19 protein-coding genes and 1 pseudogene are annotated in these 16,133 nt (G+C 62.2%); 10 read left to right on the forward strand and 10 right to left on the reverse strand.

The window, feature by feature from the left end; translation table 11 throughout:
• Positions 1–24: 24 nt before the first annotated feature.
• Positions 25–333 (reverse strand): annotated as a pseudogene (locus V7651_RS18670) (HU family DNA-binding protein); the annotation flags it as partial.
• Positions 334–647: 314 nt separating this feature from the next.
• On the opposite strand from V7651_RS18670, the gene V7651_RS03985 reads away from it, so the two are divergent.
• Both V7651_RS03985 and V7651_RS03990 read left to right on the forward strand, forming a co-directional pair.
• Positions 648–1,406 (forward strand): hypothetical protein, encoded by a 759-nt coding sequence (locus tag V7651_RS03985; RefSeq protein ID WP_335612274.1) that lies wholly within the window; start codon positions 648–650, stop codon positions 1,404–1,406.
• Between the two features lie 14 nt (positions 1,407–1,420).
• Entirely contained in the window at positions 1,421–2,251 is an 831-nt protein-coding gene (locus tag V7651_RS03990) for a mechanosensitive ion channel family protein (protein ID WP_335612275.1), read from the forward strand.
• A 3-nt stretch (positions 2,252–2,254) separates the two neighbouring features.
• On the opposite strand, the gene V7651_RS03995 is transcribed toward V7651_RS03990, so the two are convergent.
• Complete coding sequence (locus tag V7651_RS03995; RefSeq protein ID WP_335612276.1) at positions 2,255–3,310, reverse strand: methyltransferase domain-containing protein; 1,056 nt, start codon at positions 3,308–3,310, stop codon at positions 2,255–2,257.
• 104 nt (positions 3,311–3,414) lie between these two features.
• On the opposite strand from V7651_RS03995, the gene V7651_RS04000 reads away from it, so the two are divergent.
• On the forward strand, positions 3,415–4,524 hold the full coding sequence (locus tag V7651_RS04000; protein ID WP_335612277.1) for a mechanosensitive ion channel family protein: 1,110 nt from the start codon (positions 3,415–3,417) through the stop codon (positions 4,522–4,524).
• Entirely contained in the window at positions 4,517–4,882 is a 366-nt protein-coding gene (locus V7651_RS04005; protein ID WP_335612278.1) for a hypothetical protein, read from the forward strand. The genes V7651_RS04000 and V7651_RS04005 overlap by 8 nt, the downstream gene beginning before the upstream one ends.
• A 6-nt stretch (positions 4,883–4,888) precedes the next feature.
• On the opposite strand, the gene V7651_RS04010 is transcribed toward V7651_RS04005, so the two are convergent.
• Positions 4,889–5,305 (reverse strand): DUF2147 domain-containing protein, encoded by a 417-nt coding sequence (locus tag V7651_RS04010; protein ID WP_335612279.1) that lies wholly within the window; start codon positions 5,303–5,305, stop codon positions 4,889–4,891.
• Between the two features lie 63 nt (positions 5,306–5,368).
• Here V7651_RS04010 and V7651_RS04015 point away from each other — a divergent pair, with 63 nt between their 5' ends.
• The 4 genes from V7651_RS04015 (at position 5,369) to V7651_RS04030 (ending at position 8,614) form a co-directional block, all read left to right on the forward strand.
• On the forward strand, positions 5,369–6,271 hold the full coding sequence (locus V7651_RS04015) for an SDR family oxidoreductase (protein WP_335612280.1): 903 nt from the start codon (positions 5,369–5,371) through the stop codon (positions 6,269–6,271).
• Positions 6,272–6,380: 109 nt separating this feature from the next.
• Positions 6,381–7,208 (forward strand): YbaY family lipoprotein, encoded by an 828-nt coding sequence (locus V7651_RS04020; RefSeq protein ID WP_335612281.1) that lies wholly within the window; start codon positions 6,381–6,383, stop codon positions 7,206–7,208.
• Positions 7,209–7,287: 79 nt separating this feature from the next.
• Positions 7,288–7,665, forward strand: coding sequence for an MliC family protein (locus tag V7651_RS04025; RefSeq protein WP_335612282.1), 378 nt, complete (start codon positions 7,288–7,290; stop codon positions 7,663–7,665).
• Between the two features lie 52 nt (positions 7,666–7,717).
• Positions 7,718–8,614, forward strand: a complete 897-nt coding sequence (locus V7651_RS04030; RefSeq protein ID WP_335612283.1) for a DMT family transporter — start codon at positions 7,718–7,720, stop codon at positions 8,612–8,614.
• On the opposite strand, the gene V7651_RS04035 is transcribed toward V7651_RS04030, so the two are convergent.
• From V7651_RS04035 to V7651_RS04060, 6 genes are all read right to left on the reverse strand, one after another.
• On the reverse strand, positions 8,611–9,588 hold the full coding sequence (locus V7651_RS04035) for an NADPH:quinone oxidoreductase family protein (protein WP_418887209.1): 978 nt from the start codon (positions 9,586–9,588) through the stop codon (positions 8,611–8,613). The genes V7651_RS04030 and V7651_RS04035 overlap by 4 nt on opposite strands.
• Complete coding sequence (locus tag V7651_RS04040) at positions 9,585–10,619, reverse strand: alpha/beta hydrolase (RefSeq protein WP_335612285.1); 1,035 nt, start codon at positions 10,617–10,619, stop codon at positions 9,585–9,587. Before V7651_RS04040 ends, V7651_RS04035 begins: the two co-directional genes overlap by 4 nt.
• Before the next feature lie 69 nt (positions 10,620–10,688).
• Positions 10,689–11,318 (reverse strand): TetR/AcrR family transcriptional regulator, encoded by a 630-nt coding sequence (locus tag V7651_RS04045; protein WP_335612286.1) that lies wholly within the window; start codon positions 11,316–11,318, stop codon positions 10,689–10,691.
• A 75-nt stretch (positions 11,319–11,393) separates the two neighbouring features.
• Entirely contained in the window at positions 11,394–12,110 is a 717-nt protein-coding gene (locus V7651_RS04050; RefSeq protein ID WP_335612287.1) for a DUF6498-containing protein, read from the reverse strand.
• Positions 12,111–12,129: 19 nt separating this feature from the next.
• Positions 12,130–12,816, reverse strand: coding sequence for a M23 family metallopeptidase (locus V7651_RS04055; protein WP_335612288.1), 687 nt, complete (start codon positions 12,814–12,816; stop codon positions 12,130–12,132).
• A gap of 31 nt (positions 12,817–12,847) precedes the next feature.
• Entirely contained in the window at positions 12,848–14,179 is a 1,332-nt protein-coding gene (locus V7651_RS04060; protein ID WP_335612289.1) for a flavin-containing monooxygenase, read from the reverse strand.
• A gap of 177 nt (positions 14,180–14,356) precedes the next feature.
• On the opposite strand from V7651_RS04060, the gene V7651_RS04065 reads away from it, so the two are divergent.
• Both V7651_RS04065 and V7651_RS04070 read left to right on the forward strand, forming a co-directional pair.
• On the forward strand, positions 14,357–14,839 hold the full coding sequence (locus V7651_RS04065; RefSeq protein WP_335612290.1) for a PaaI family thioesterase: 483 nt from the start codon (positions 14,357–14,359) through the stop codon (positions 14,837–14,839).
• Positions 14,836–15,264, forward strand: a complete 429-nt coding sequence (locus tag V7651_RS04070; protein WP_035534785.1) for a PaaI family thioesterase — start codon at positions 14,836–14,838, stop codon at positions 15,262–15,264. Before V7651_RS04065 ends, V7651_RS04070 begins: the two co-directional genes overlap by 4 nt.
• A 36-nt stretch (positions 15,265–15,300) precedes the next feature.
• On the opposite strand, the gene V7651_RS04075 is transcribed toward V7651_RS04070, so the two are convergent.
• Positions 15,301–16,131, reverse strand: coding sequence for a hypothetical protein (locus V7651_RS04075; RefSeq protein WP_335612291.1), 831 nt, complete (start codon positions 16,129–16,131; stop codon positions 15,301–15,303).
• Between the last annotated feature and the right edge of the window lie 2 nt (positions 16,132–16,133).

Below are 16,133 nucleotides of genomic sequence, written 5' to 3' on the forward strand. Positions count from 1 at the left end.
TTCAGTTCAAAAAGAAATCCGTTATCAGACGGTCTCTTTCAGTTCCTTCGCAACGCGGAAGGCGACCTTTTTCGAAGCCTTGATCTTGATGGCTTCGCCCGTTGCCGGGTTGCGGCCCATGCGTGCCGGACGTTTGCGCACTTCCAGCGTGCCAAGACCGTTGATACGGATCCGCTCGCCTTTTTTCAGGCGTTTCGTGATCTGTGTCGCCATGTCGTCGAAGATTTCCTGCGACTGTTTCTTGGTGAGACCGTGGGTCTCGGCCATGTCGACAGACATCTGACGCAGTGTGACGGTCGGTGCCGTTTTCGTTGCAGCCTTGGCCGGTGCAGCAGCTGGTTTAGCGGCAGCTTTTGCGGCCGGTTTCGCAGCTGGCTTTGCAGCCGGTTTTGCTTTTGCAGCAGGCTTGGCTTTCGCGGCAGGCTTTGCAGCCGCCTTGGTGGCCGCAGGTTTTTTCGCGACAGCCGCCTTGGTGGCTGCAGGTTTCGCAGCGGCCTTCTTGGCCGCAGGTTTGATTGCCATGAGCAAATTCCTTTGTTGAATCTCCGCAGAGGCGTCGGCGTATAACGCCAATTCGCATCGCTGCATCAAACTTTTTTCAGTTGGGCCACGTGGACAGGCGCGTTTTGAGGTACATATCAGCCCTTATGCAGAAACAACGGCCCTTCATCCTGATTCTCCTTGCGCTGCTGCAGCCGCTTTCTGGCGCGCTCGCGCCGCTTGCGGGAATCGGTACGCCGATCGGAAATGCGACGCGTAACCTTGGTGCGCCGGAACAGCCCCTGCCCGTCTTCTTCTCGATCTGGAGCCTTATTTTCCTGGCCTATTTGGCATTCGCCCTGTTCGCCACATTCCGCCGCGAGCCGTGGATGGAGCGCATCGCCATGCCGCTCGCCATTGCCGGCCTGATGAACGTGGTCTGGATGCTGAGCGCGCAACTGATCGTGTCACAGCCGCTGGACTTTGCCCTGCTGTTTCCGATTGGCGCCGCCGCCTGGTTTTCCGCCTGGCAGTTTGACCGCATGCGCGGCATGGGCGGCAGCATCGCAAAGCTCACGGCTGACATGACCACCGGCCTCCTCTCCGGCTGGATAACGGTGGCCGCCGCCATTTCCATCCCCCTCACCATTCGCCATTTCTCAACCCTCGGCCCGACGGACCAGCCATGGCTGATGCTCTGGGCCACGCTGGTGCCAGCCATGCTGGCCGCGTGGGCCTTTACCCGTTTCGTCAGCCGCAGCCTCTGGTTCTACGTTGCCCTTGGCTGGGGCCTGCTCGGCATTCTTCTCAACAACTGGACGATCACGGACATGAACTGGCTCGCCATCATCACCGGCGTGGTCGCTGTCATCGTCCTTTCCCTGCGGCTTAAGCGCGGTGCCCATGGCGCTGTGCAGGCCGCCTGACACTGGAGTAATTCATGGACTTTCTGAACAGTATCGACTGGCAAGCCCAGTTCGAGGAACATTGGCCGGCTCTCGCGGGCTATGGCCTGAAAGCGCTTGGCGCCTTCCTCGTCCTGATCATCGGCCTGCGCATTTCCGGCGCCATGGCGAGCTTCGTCCGCAAGCAGGCCATCAAGCGGCCGAACATAGATGAGACGCTTGGCAGCTTCTTTGCCTCGCTCGTGCGCTGGTTCATGACGGCCGCGACGCTGATCGCCGCGCTGCAGCTCTTCGGCGTACAGGCGACCAGCTTCGTTGCCATCCTTGGCGCCATGACCCTGGCCATCGGCCTCTCCCTGCAGGGCGCCCTCGGCAATATCGCGTCGGGCATCATGATCATGCTGTTCCGGCCCTACGGCGTTGGCCAGTATATCGAGGTGGCTGGCGTGGGCGGCACAGTGAAAGAGATCAACCTGTTCCAGACCATCCTCGCAACGCCCGACAATGTGCAGGTCATCGTCCCGAACAGTCAGGCCATAGACGGCGTCATCAAGAACTATGCCGGCTATCCGACGCGCCGCATCGATCTGCTATTCGGCATCGACTATGGCGACGGCATGGAGAATGCGATCAACGTGATCGAGAGCGTCATCAAGGCCGACACCCGTGTGCTAGCAGACCCTGCCCCGGTCGTGCGTGTCAGCGAGCTGAATTCAAGCTCGGTCGACATCATTGCCCGGCCATGGGTCAGGACACCCGATTATTGGGAGACGCGCTGGTCGCTGATCCAGAACGTCAAGAACGCCCTTGATGAGGCGGGCATCTCGATCCCGTATCCGCACCAGGTCAACGTCAACAAGGAATAGCGCTCAGCAGCACCCGCCCACGGGTGCAGCTGTCGGCATGTCGCCCGCCGCGAACACATCCGGCGCGGCGCAGCCCGGCAACAGGCCAAAATGCCTGTCGCCCGCGCCCACCACGTAGAAATGGGTGGCGAAGCGTGTCTCCATCAGCATGGCCAGCGTGTTGCCGCACACCGGAAAGACGCGGCCATGCTCGATGGCGTGTTCGGCGTCGAGGATGAAAACGTCCTCCATGCCTTCCACGCCGCCGCGATAGATCACCGCCTGTCCGTAGTCCTCACAGGCAGGCTCAAGGCCATCCAGCTTGAAGAGGCGCGCGGTGACGGAGGCAAAGCGGATCTGCCCGACCTTGCCCTTTAGTTCCGGATCGAGGATTGCCAGCGGGCGATGGTCAACCACGCGCGGGTCGCCGAATCCGGCTGCCATGGCCACGGCCTGATAGTCGCCCCAGTAAAGCGCGCCCGACAGGCATTCGCCATACAGCACCGGGTCCTTCACAAGGTCTGCCGGAATGCGCCGGTCGGCATAGACATCAGAGAAATAAAGCTCGCCGCCGGGCTTCAGCAGGCGGTGCGCGGCGCGGAACACGGCCGGCTTGTCAGAGCAGAGATTGATCACGCAATTGGAGATGATGAGATCGAAGCTGCCGGCTTCGAGGTCCAGCTCATCCAGCTTCTCAAGCTCACCCTCGATGAAGGTCGTGTTGGGTCTGTCATAGCCGAACGCCTCGGCATGCCAGCCCTCGTGTTCACGGGCGACGGCCAGCTGTTCGGGCGTCATGTCCACACCCGTGACATGGCCCTTCGGACCGACAAGGCTGGCCAGCGCATAGACGTCCCGCCCTGCCCCGCAGCCAAGGTCCAGCACGCGCAGGCCCTCCAGCTGCGCCGGAATGGCCAGTCCGCAGCCATAATAGCGCGCAGACACCGCGTCATGTACACGGCCCAGCGCCATGCGCACATGCAAGGGCGGCGCCGCATCGGTCGTACAGGCATCGGTGCGCAGGTCCGACGAGGATTGCAGGATGTCTCCGTAATATTCCTGGACGACCTGTTTGTTCATGCGATGTCTCCTGCGCTCTGTTGCCTCCCACCTGCCGCAAGCGCGGCTGTTTCACCAGTCACCAATGCGTGAAAGTTCAGTTGAAGACCGCCCCGGCGCGTGACATGAGTGCGACCATGATGCCCGAGATCGACATGACTGGCTGGCCCGCCTGGGCGCAGGCCGCCGAACCCCAGGTCCTGAAATGGGCGCTTGTGCTGGCCGCCGTGGTGGCCATCTGGATTGTTGCGATTGGCGTGAAGTGGCTGGTCGTGCTGGTCGGCAAGATCGTGACGCCGAAGGATCATGATTTCGAGGGATCCAGTTGGGACCTTGGCGCCTCCGTTGCGCGCATGTTCGCCCTCATCCTGATGTCGCCGCTGCCGCTTGGCCTGGCGGGCTATGACTGGCGCAGCATGATCGAGGATCGTGGCGCCGGTGCCATTGCAGCTGTGGCCATCCTCGTGGTCGCCATCCTCTTTGCCAACTGGATCGCACGTTCGCTGCGCAATTTCGGCGGCAAGGCCCATCGGCGCACCGGCGCAGACGACACCCTCTTCGCCTTTGCCGGCTCGATGGTGAAATACCTGATTTTCGCGATCGCGATCGTCACAGCGCTGACGCAGCTCGGCTTCCCGACCACATCCCTCGCTGCCGTGCTCGGTGCCATGGGGCTCGCCATCGGCCTCGGCCTGCAGGACACGATGAAATCCGTTGCGGCGGGGGTCATGCTGGCCATACTGCGCCCCTTTCGGATCGGCGACTATGTCAGCCTTGCCAATCTGGAAGGCGAAGTGACCGATATTTCGCCCTTCACGACGTCGCTGAAACAGGTCGACAACAAGGTCGTCATCGTCACCAATAACATGATCTGGGCAGATCCACTGGTGAACCACACGCGCCAGACGCGGCGCCGCTTCGACCTCTATTTCGACATCTCCTATGACGACAACATGGACCACGCGCTGAAAGTGCTGCTGGACCTCGCCAATGATCATCCGCGCGTCCTGTCCAAGGCAGATACGTGGGTGGGCGTACATGCGCTGGCTGACTGGAGCGTGAAGCTGCGCCTGCGCGCCTGGGTGGCGACTCCCGAATTCGTTCAGGTGCGCGCCGACTTGACCAAGGCCGTCAAGGAAGCCTTCGACCGCGAGGGCATCACGATCCCCTATCCGCATCAGGTCAATGTCGCCTACAAGGGCAATGCTGTGCTAAACTCGCCGGAAGATGAATGAGAGCGAACCGCCTGTCGTAGAGCCGCTACCGCCGCCTCCTGCCCCGCCGGTGCCCCCGAAACCCGTCAAGGAGCCGCCGCACCCCATCCTGAAGCGCCTGTTCGGCATTGGCGTCTGGGGCTGGATCAAGCTGGTCGCGCTCTGCATCCTCGTCGGCTTTGTCGTGCTCGCCTCGAATTTCGACCCGTCTTCGCCCGATGTCGACATTCCTGCCGCCATAGGCGCCATCGTGCGCCAGACGCTCGCTGCCGCAGGATGGGCCCTGCAGAATTTCTGGAAGCCCGCCCTGGCCGGCGCCGGCATCGTGCTGCCTGTCTGGATCCTCTGGCGGCTGGTCAGCCTGCCCTTCCGGAAGTAGCGCGCCTCAGCCCACCGGCTTCCAGTTCTGCGTCTTGCAGAGGAAGCCGACACACCCCTTCACTTCAAGGACGCCATCGTCCAGCAGCTTCATCTTGGAGCTGTAGGTCTTGCCTTCTTTCGGGTTGTAGATCGTCCCGTCGGTCCAGCCCTTTGCCGTTTTCTTGAAGCCTTCCAGCATGGTCAGGCCGAGGATTTTCTTGCCGTCTGCATCTGTGGCCGTTTCAGGCGTCTTGCCGTCCGAGACGCTGGCCGGATCGATCCAGACGATCGTGCCACAAGGCGTACCGTCACCGCAGTCGGTAATCTGGATGTGCGAGTTCTCTTCCTCGGTCGCATAGGTGCCGTCCACATCGAGAGGGTCGGCCCCCGCATATCCTGCCGCGAGGGCAAGGGAGACAAATGCAAAAAGGACAGGTTTCATGGGGGTTCCTCCGGCTCCATTCGAGCTATGGTCCATAACAGAATTCAAACAGGGAGAACACTGATGGATACGTCACAATTGATGTTCCGCGATGGCCTGATGAAGGGTGAACGCATCCTCATCACGGGCGGCGGCACCGGCCTCGGCAAGGAGATGGCCGAAGGCTTTCTCAAGCTCGGCGCGGAGGTCCACATCTGCGGCCGGCGCGGCGGCGTGTGCGAAGAGACGGCCAGGGAACTGATGGAGAAGCATGGCGGCAAGGTCGTGCCGCATGCGTGCGATATCCGCGTCGCTGAAGCCATTACCGACATGAACGATGCGATCTGGTCACAGCACGGGCCGCTCACCGGCCTCGTCAACAATGCGGCCGGCAACTTCATCAGCCGCACCGAGGACCTCTCGATCCGCGGCTTTGATGCCATTTCCAACATCGTCTTCCGCGGCTCATTCTACATGACGCAGGATATCGGCAAGCGGTGGATCAAGGGCGGCAACCGGGGCAATGTCATCTCCATCTTGACGACATGGGTGTGGAATGGCGGACCGTTCGTTGTCCCTTCCGCAATGTCCAAGGCCGCCGTCAACACGATGACGCAAAGCCTCGCCGTCGAGTGGGGCCGCTATGGCCTGCGCTTCAATGCCATCGCGCCCGGCCCCTTCCCCACCGAGGGCATGTCGAAACGTCTCTCGCCAGATGCCGAGGGCGCCAAGCGCATGGATTCAGGCGCAGCCAACCCGATGGGCCGCGTTGGCGAGATGCACGAACTGGTCAATCTCGCCGTCCTGCTGATGGGCCCCGGCGCCGAATACATCAATGGCCAGACGATCGCCATTGACGGCGCCATGTACAATGCGTCCGGCGGCAACTTCGCCCAGCTCACCGCCTGGGGCGACGCAGAATGGCAAGCCGCCAAGGATGCCATCACCGCCACCAATGACGCCGACAAGGCGAAGCGCACGGTGTAGGCACGCGGAACCTTCCGTTCGCAGGGCCGTTGGCATCTGCGAACGGGACTCGCGCGCTGACATAGCAAGAACGCGGCCTCCCGACAGTCCATCAAAGGGAAACGCCGCCATGAAACTCACCACCCTCCTCGCCTCCGTCGCGCTCGGCACAATGGCCGTCGCCTGCGCCGCAACGCCGACGCAATACCCCGCACAGGCCCAGATCACAGAACACGTCGTCACCGGCCAGCTGACCTATCGTGAGCGCATTGCCCTGCCTGCTGGCAGTACGGCGACCGTCACGATCAGCGACACGTCGCGCATGGATGTCCCCGCCACGATTGTGGCGGAAGCGATGATGAACCTCGGCACGGCGCAAGTGCCGGTGCCCTTCAATATCACGGTTGATGACCGCGACCTCGATCCGAACGGCATCTACACACTGCGCGCCACGATCCGCAGCCCCGCTGGCGAACTGTTCTGGACGACGGATACGGTCTACCCGGTCGATCTCTATGGCCCTTACACGGACATGGGCACGCTCTTCCTTGTCAGCGGCACGCCCGGCAATGCCTACCCGGCGCCCTATCCCGATCAGAGCCCCTACCCCTCAACGCCGGGCTATGGCGCGATGCTGAGCGGACCTGAATGGATCGTGGAAGACATCTCGCGTCACGGCGTGATCGACTTTTCGCGGGCCTCGATCAACTTTGACAGCAATGGCCGCGTCACCGGCAATGCCAGCTGCAACACGTTCAGCGCAGGCTATGCCGCCACCGGCCAGGACCTGCGCTTCACCGAGATGGTGATGACCCGCAAGGCCTGCCCACCGGCCCTGATGAACCAGGAACGCGCCTTTACCGATATCATCGGCAGCGCACGCCAATATACGATCACGCAGGACGGCGCGCTGGTCATCTATGCCCCGAATGGCGACACGATCACGGCCCGCCGCTAGGCCGAAGCTGTGCAGGCGGCGGAACCATTCTGCCGCCTGACCGCTGTTCCCCCGGACCAATAGAAACCGGAGACACGTCATGAAACGCGCCTGCACATTCGCCGCCCTCGCGCTCGCCGCCACTGCCGCCGCTTGCGCGGTAACGCCGCCTTCCGCATCACAGCAAGGCGATACGCGCATGGCCAACGACCCTGCCTATGCAGCGCCATATAGTTCTAACGTGATCTCGCCCTATTATGAGTGCGGTGCGCTCCAGCTTGAAGCGAGCGTCACCGGCACGACCGCCACCGTCATGTTCAACGGCGAAGTGCACCAGCTGCAACAGGTGGAAGCAGACAAGGGCATGCGTTACCAGTCGGGCATCGGCCCCTCGCGCGTCGTCTTCTGGGACCAGGGCCGCTATGCCGTGCTGCAACAGGGCACCACAACCTTCCCGCAATGTACGCGGGTGCAATAGCTCGACTTGAACCAGCTTTGACAAATCCATCCGGCTGCTGTCCAAGCGCCGGATGGAAATCTGGATCCCCATAACAATTGCGGCGGCGTTTCTGCAGAACCTGCGGTCTGCGCTGCAGAAGAAGCTGCGCGCCACGCTTTCGACATGGGGCGCCACGGCGGCGCGCTTTGTCTATGCGGCGCCACTGGCGCTGGCCCTGCTCGGCGGCCTCTTGCTGACGACCGGTGCCAAGGCCCCTGCCCTGAACCTCACCTTCATCCTGAGCGGCATGGCCGGCGGCCTCGCGCAAATCCTTGCGACGGGCATGCTGATCCATCTCTTCTCGCACAAGAACTTCACCGTCGCGACGGCCTTCACCAAGACCGAGCCGATCCAGACGGCCCTGTTCGGCATTGTGCTTCTGGGTGATCATGTCTCGCTGGCTGTCGCCCTTGCCATCCTCATCAGCCTTGTCGGCGTGATCCTGATATCGATCCCGGCGGATGCAGAAGGCCGGCGCAGTTTCCTTGATCGCAAGGCGCTGATCGGCATTGCGGCTGGCGGCCTGTTCGGCCTCTCGGCGGTGGCCTATCGCGGCGCCTCGCTGTCGCTGGCGGATGGCAGCGTCTTCCTGCGCGCCACAATGACGCTCGCCTTCGTGACCAGTTTCCAGGCCGTTGCCATTCTCGCCTTCCTGCGCCTGCGCGAACCGGGCGAGACCCTTCGCCTGCTCGCCAGCTGGCGCAGCGCGGCCTGGGTCGGCCTTGTCGGCATGCTGGGCTCGCTTGCCTGGTTCACGGCCTTCACGCTGCAGAACGCCGCGCTCGTGCGGGCGCTTGGCCAGGTCGAAGTCTTCTTCATGATCGGCGCGTCGATCTTCGTGTTCAGGGAACGCGTCACCACCCGCGAGATATTCGGCGTGCTGCTTGTCGCCGCCGGCATTGTCGGCCTCGTACTCTGGTCCGCCTAGGGCGTCACCACGACCTTGCCGACGACCTTGCGGTTCCACAGCATGGCGAAGGCATCCATGGCCGCTTCCAGCGGTACTTCGGCATGCACGCGCGGGTTCACCTTGCCATCACGGGCCCATTGCCAGATCGTGTCGACATTCTCGCGGCCCTTTTCGGGGAACTGGCGTCCATATTCCCCGGCCCGCACGCCGACCACGGAGAAGCCCTTGATGAGCGGCATATTGGTCGAGACCGTCGCGATGCGGCCTGACGTGAAGCCGATCACCAGGAGGCGACCGTCAAAGGCGATGCAGCGCACGCTCTCGTCGAACACATCCCCGCCGACGGGATCAAAAATGACGTCCGCGCCGCGACCCTTGGTCAGCGTCTTCACCTTGTCGCGGAAGCCCTGGTTCACATTGATCGCATAGTCCGCGCCATGCGCGACCACCATGTCCAACTTCTCGTCCGAGCCGCCCGTCGCAATCACGGTTGCGCCCAGCAGCTTGCCGACATCCACTGCCGCAAGGCCAACGCCGCCGCTCGCGCCATGCACCAGCAGCGTCTCCCCGGGCTGCAGGTTGGCCCGGCGCACGAGCGCCACATAGGCCGTGAGGTACGCCGCCGAGTAGGACGCAGCCGAGGCAAAGCTCATCGCGGGCGGCTTCTTCTGCAAGCCGGCAACGGGCACGCAGATGAATTCCGCAAAGGCCCCTGCCCGCACGCCGCCAGCCACATCGGTGCCTTCGCGCAGGGGGCCGGTCACGCCGGGGCCGAGCTTGTCGATAATACCGGAGAAATCCATGCCGGGCGTGAAGGGCGGTTCCAGTTTCAGCTGGTACTTGCCCTGCGTCAGCAACAGGTCCGGGAAATTGACGCTGGCCGCCTTGACCCGCACGCGCACTTCGCCGGGTCCCGGTTCAGGCATCGGCAGATCGCGCACCTCAGTCCCGGAAAAATCATCCGTGATCTTGTGACAGACAAGCGCTCTCACAGGCGGCCATACATGTCGCGGACCATCTCGGCGATTTCCACGCAGGCCTTGCGCGACCCCGGCGAGAAATCCGTGAAGGCGGTAAAGGCATGGGCGAGCGTGTCATAGCGCTTGTGCTTGACGTAAACGCCTGCCCGGCCAAGGCGCAGGGCATAATCGTCGCCCTCATCCACCAGCGGGTCGTGCCCGGCGGTAATGACAATGGCGGGCGGCAGGTCGCTCAGGTCACCGGTCTGGCCGGGCGAGAGAAGCCGGTCGCTCATGTCAAAGCCTTCCGGCAGGTATTGCTCCATGAACCAGTTCATCGTGTCGGTGGACAGTGAGAACGTGCCCGCGAAATCCTTGCGCGACGGGAATTCCTCGACGAGGTCCACAGCCGGATAGATCAAGAGCTGAACGGCCGGGATCGGCTTGTCCTGCCGCTTCATTTCCTGCGCGACGATGGCGGAGAAATTGCCGCCCATACTGTCGCCTCCGACAGCTGCCACGCCTTCCGGCGCGCCATACTTGCCGGCATTGCGCAGCGCCCATTCATAGGCTTCCAGCGCATCATCAATGCCTGCCGGGAACTTGTGCGGCGGGGCAAGGCGATAGTCGACCGACAGGACCGGGCATTTCGCCACCGAGGCAATGATCGAGCAGAAGGCATTGCAGGTGTCGAGATCGCCGATCACGCCGCCGCCCATATGGTAATAGACCATCAGCGGATGCGCCGGTTCCTGATCGTCCGGGCGGTAGAGCCGCACCGGGATCAGGTTCTTGTCAGGCCCCGGAATGGTGAAGTCCTCGATGCCGACGCCGGGCTCGGGTTTGGCGGCCAGCATGTTCAGCTGCTCGCGCGTTGCGGCCTGCACGACTTCAGCTGGCAGCGAGGAAAGCGGCGGCGCATTGCGCCCGTTCCAGGCCACCATTTGCAGCTGCGGCTCAAGCGTACGGCCATTGATCACGACGGGCTTGCCGCCGGCCATGCGCACCAGCATGCCATTTGGCAGTTTGAAGATCAGTTTCGCAATTGTCTGCTGAAGGCTCATTGGCCGGGCTCCCACCTGCTGTTTTCACACCAGCTTACCGCCCTTACCCAAGGTCCGCCAAGCGGTTCCTCAAAGCGGCTTGCCGGAGACCTCTCGTACGCCGCCGAGCAGCAGGGCCGTGGCGAACTTCGTTGCCGCCACGGCGTCCACCGGGCGGCGCTGCAACATGTGATCGCCCATTTCCCGCGCAATGCCGATGGCGGCGGCCGTCAGAAAGTCGATATCCGTCACCGGCGCTCCCGCCGCCGAGAGGACATGGTCGAGGTCGGAACGGATCTCGTCGGCAATCGCCAGCATTTCCGGCGTATCGACGCGCACGCCGATCAGCGCAATGTGCGGCGCGCCCATACGGATCGCCTCTTCATTCTCGGCGGCCACGAAGCTGAAATAGGCGTGATAGGCTTGCTGGATATAGTCTTCGAATGTGGTCGCCCGCGCCCGAACATCGCTGAGGCGCGTGCGGAAGCGATAGGTGGAATCTTCGGCGATCGCCTCGAACACTTCCTCTTTCGACTTGAAATAATTGTAGAATGTCCCGGCGGCGAGGTCCGTCTCGCGGATAATGTCGCGCACCGTGGTCGCATCGAATCCAATGCGCGCAAACACCCGGCGCCCCGCGCTCAGGATGGCGCGGCGATTGGCAGCCTTGGAGCGGGCCCGCTTGCCGGATGCGGAGAGTGAATCAGCTGTATTGGACATGCACTTCCCTTTTGCCGCCATGGAGACGGCTGAACCGGGCGATCATGCGCCCATCCGTCACCATGCGTCAACTTTCTACACGGGCTGCGCGAATTTTCCAGCCAGTTTACCCAGTCCGCCATCCAGCTTCATACGCCTGAGCAGCGACAGCACGATTCCGAAAATGACGCGGATTGCGATCAGGATCAGGACACCCAGCAGCCGCTGGTCTGTGGCGATCGCGATAAAGGCGCCCAGAATGATCGCCACATGCAGCGTCACGATCCGGCCATAGGGCGCAAACATCTCAGCCGGTGGATCGGTGCGGCGGAACTCGCCCCGGCCGATATAGTCGACAAGGAAGAACACGGCATTTGTGACAATGATCAGGCCGACAAACCACAGCATGCCCTCGCCGCTGCCCAGCGCCCAGGCCACGAGGTCCATCGGGGCTGCGCCGCCGCCGTTCCCCTCCCCGCCGGCAAAGCTGCGGATGAACAGGCCATGGCCATAGCAGAACATGCCATAGTGGAACGTGAAAAACGGGATCATGAACAGCGCCGTCGCCAGATTGATGAAGCTCACCACCGCCGCCCCGCCCAGCCGCAGGACCGTGTAGGCCCCGATGATGAGGTTCTCCAGCCAGTAGAGCGCCACCAGCGGCGTCGCCCCCCAGCCGAACACGAGGATCGCTGCAATCGGCACCAGGTCCGTCGCAAGGCTCAGCCACGCCAGCGGATCGCGATAGGTTCGCGCAATGAGGGACGGATCGAGGAATCGCCCCGCAAACCGGGCGCTGCCAGTCTCGCTCATATTGTCCCCCTATATCCCCTCAAGACCCCGCGAAGAGATAGTCATAGGCAGGAAAACTGAACGGGTCACGCACTTGCAGGCCCTTTGACCCCTTGGGGTTGTGATAATTGCCCGTCAGGATTTCGTAGTGGAGGTGGATTGCCTGCGCATTGCCCGTCTGGCCCATCATGCCCACCGGGCGGCCATAATTTATCTGCCGGCCGACAGCGACACCGGGGTCGAGATAAGCGAGGTGCGCATAGCGCGTGTAAACACCCTTGCCATGGTCGATCAGCACCTGCAGCCCATAGCCGCTCGACATGCGCGCCTCGACGATCCGCCCGGGCGCCGCCGCATAGACAGGCCCTGCCGGCCGGTGCGTCAGGTCAATGCCCTCATGGAACGTGCCGCCGCGAATGCCAAAGCCTGACGACAGGCAGGCATCATTCGTCGGCACCGTCACCAACACGACGCCGTTGACGACAATGATGGGCTTGAAGTCCTCCACCCATCCGCCCGGATAGGCGACGGGCGAATTGCTGACCGTCATGCCGCCGCACACCTGCAAATAGGCGTTCGGTTGCAGCGTGCCCGGCACAGGCATGGGTGGCGATGGCGGCGGCTCCTCGAAGCGCGGAGTGTAGCCGCCCGTCCGTGTCGGCGCCGGCGACGAGGCACAGGCGGCAGCCATGAACAACATAAGGAAGGCGGGGATCAGGCGCGTCATCTGCCTGACTATGCCTGCCGCCAGGTTAATATCAGGCAACCGCGTGCGCGCGCTTCTCCCCGCGTTTGATTTCCTTCAGCAAATCCGCGACGTAGACGCCGAAATCAACCTGCATCCGGTGGCGCGGGCTGTCATAGAAGTGTCCAAGGTGCAGCTGCTCGTCGGCCTCGGTCACCCGGTCCATCTCGGCAGCATCCGGGAAGGCGTATTCCCCCGTCAGCGCAGCAGCGACCAGTTTCGACTGCTGCTCGGCAAAGTTCACCAGCGTTGGCAGCGGCTGGGCCAGCCCGAGGAAGAACAGGGTCTCGAAGCCCGGCTTCACCATGCGCTTGTACAGCGGGAACGTGTTCTCCTGCGGCATCAGCTCTTTCTGCTTCAGGAACGGGAAGGTCACGTTGTAACCCGTCGCCCAGACAATCGCGTCGACCTGCTCGCGCGTGCCATCGGTGAACACGACACTGTCGCCATCAAGGCTCTGGATGCCCGGCTTCGGCTTGATGTCGCCGCAGCCAACCCGCGTCAGGAACTCGCCGGAAACGGACGGGTGCCCGTCCAGCGGCTCATGATCGGGCTTCGGCAGGCCATAGTCTTCCATCATGCCGATGGTCTTCTTGATCTTCGCGCGCGCCAGCTTGCGGCCAAGCTTTGAGGGCAACCATGGCGGCAACGCCGCCTTGTCGGCCGGCGAGCCATCCATGTATTTCGGCAGCACCCAGACACCGCGCCGCATGGAAATGAACAGGTTTTTCGCGATCGGCCGCTGGGACAGTTCCGAGGAAATATCCATCGCCGAATTTCCGGCGCCGACAATCATCACGTTCTTGCCCCGGAAGTCATAAGGCTCGAACGGCTCACGGTAATGGTGCGAGTGGACCTGGTAACCCTCGAAATGCCCGGGATAGGTCGGCATCCGCGCATCCCAATGGTGGCCATTGGCCACGGCGACGGCGTCGTATTCCCGCGCTTCGCCTGTCGACAGGGTCACTTTCCAGCGCCCGCCCGGCAGCGTCTCCACATTCGTCACCGCCGTGTTGAACGTGATCGTCTCGCGCAGGCCGAAATGATCCACGTAATCGTGGAAATATTGCAGCAGCTGGGCATGGTGCGGAAAATCCGGCCAATCGTCCGGCACGGGATAGTCTTCGAAGGCGAGGCGCCATTTGGACGTATCGATATGCAGGCTCTGGTAACAGGACGAGGTGCCGTTCGGGTTCTTGTAATACCAGTTGCCGCCAATATTGTCCGACATCTCGAAACAATCATAGGGCAGGCCCTTGTCCTTCAGGCGCTTGGCCATCGTGAAGCCTGAACACCCGGCGCCGATGATGCATGTTTTCGGTTTGCTGCTGCCATCAAATGCCATAGGCCGTCTCCTCCCGCTGCGTGAACTGTTTCCACGTCATGGCCCAAATGTTATCCGGGGCGACTGGAACGTCAAATGAAGAGGCCTGCACATGAGCGATGACGCGACGTCAGTTCCGCAAAGGGGCCCATTGCCGCTCCGTCGGATGCCGAAAAACCGCGACAGGATCTTTTACTAATGTCTGCCGACCTCTCAGATCTCGAACAGCGCCTGACGCTCATGCGTGAGAACATGAAAATGATGACCAAGGCTGTGCCTTGGGCGCGCGAGCTCGGCTTCGAAGTCACACGTATCGAGAAAGGCCGTGTCTGGGGCAGCCAGCCCTGGAATGAATCGCTGGTCGGTGACCCGGACACGGGCGTCATCCATGGCGGGGTCATCACCACCCTGCTCGACAATCTTTGCGGCATGTCCTGCAGTGCCATCCTGCCGGATTTCCGTTTCGTCGCCACGCTCGACCTGCGCATCGATTACATGCGTCCGGCCGACAAGGGCCGCGCCATTATCGGCGAGGCCGAATGCTACCATACCACCCGCACGGTCTGCTTCACGCGCGCCTGGGCCTATCACGAGACCCGCGACAAGGTGATTGCCACCGCCGCCGGCGCCTTCGCCATCAACCAGCCGCGCCCGGCAGACAAGCTGGAGTCGCTCGCATGACCCCCTATGAAGCCAATCCCCGCGCCGCCGAGGTCGAGGCTTTCCTTGCCCGCACGCCTTTCGCCCAGAAACTTGGCATGCGCTGCGACATACGCGGCGACGAGATGACGGCCGTCCTCCCCTTCTCCAAGAAGCTGATCGGCAATTTCACCATCAAGGCCCTGCATGGCGGCGCGATCTCGTCTTTCCTTGAACTGACGGCCATGGCGCAGGTCTTCCTCGTGACAGACCTCGCCCGTCCGCCGCGCCCGATCAACCTGACCATAGACTACCTGCGCCAGGGCCACGCCAAGGATCTCTATGCCCGCGCCTATATCACCAAGATGGGCCGCCGTATGGCGTCTGTGCGTGCCGAAGCCTGGCAGGAAGAAAAATCCAAGCCGGTCACGGCCCTCATGGCCCATTTCATGGTGGGCGGGGACTGAACCAACCCATTGGGCGCTCACCGTATTACCCAATGCCTATTCGGCGTCGGACTTCATCAGTGCGATTGGCGCGCTTTTGGCATCGTAGATCTTGTTCTTTCCCCAAAGGGAATCCAGGAAGTCTTCATCCGCGACAGTAATGCCGACCAGCCGGAAATAAGCGCCGATTTCACCAAGCACTTGCTGCTCAGGCGGCAGGGTTTCAATGTGCGCGCGATCATTCTCGTCGAGCAGGGTCTTGAAGACCACAATGATGCTCGGCGTCTCCTTCAATTCGAACGCATTGTAGGTAACGATGCCCTCATCCGTGTTGTGCATCATCTTCATCGCGTAGGCGAAGCCATTACTGTCAAAGCGATCCCGGATGTCCTGAAGGGTCGTTTGGCCAAAGGCAAAATCGGAAATACCCGTTTCCGGCTGGGCGTCCCTGCCGCCCCAGTCGACCACGATCTGCAGAACCCGGTTGTCATGGGAATCGAACGTCGTCGTCAGGTAATTACCCTCGGGCGTGAGCCATTTCAGCGTCTTGCGCGAACCAACGGCCTGACGTGAAATGCGTTCGAATGGCGCGTCATAAGCCACATCGACCGGCCCGCCCACGCGAATGCCGTAGAATGCGTCGTCCATGACCTGCCAGTCCCGACCCTGCGCCTCCACAACCTCCCTCAAGCCCTGAATCTGTTGCTGGACTTCACTGACCTGCAGGGTTGAAGAACGCGACTCTGATCGGTCTTTCTGGTAGGAATAGACGGCGAAGATCAGACCAAACAGACCCAGCAATGCGCAAAGCCCGCTAGCCACCGGGTGCCGGGCCCAGAGTTCTATAAACTGGAAGCCGCCGCGTATGAGCCGTTTCATAAAGAGCATGA

It is taken from the genome of Hyphomonas oceanitis (assembly GCF_036964545.1).
GTDB lineage: Bacteria > Pseudomonadota > Alphaproteobacteria > Caulobacterales > Hyphomonadaceae > Hyphomonas > Hyphomonas oceanitis.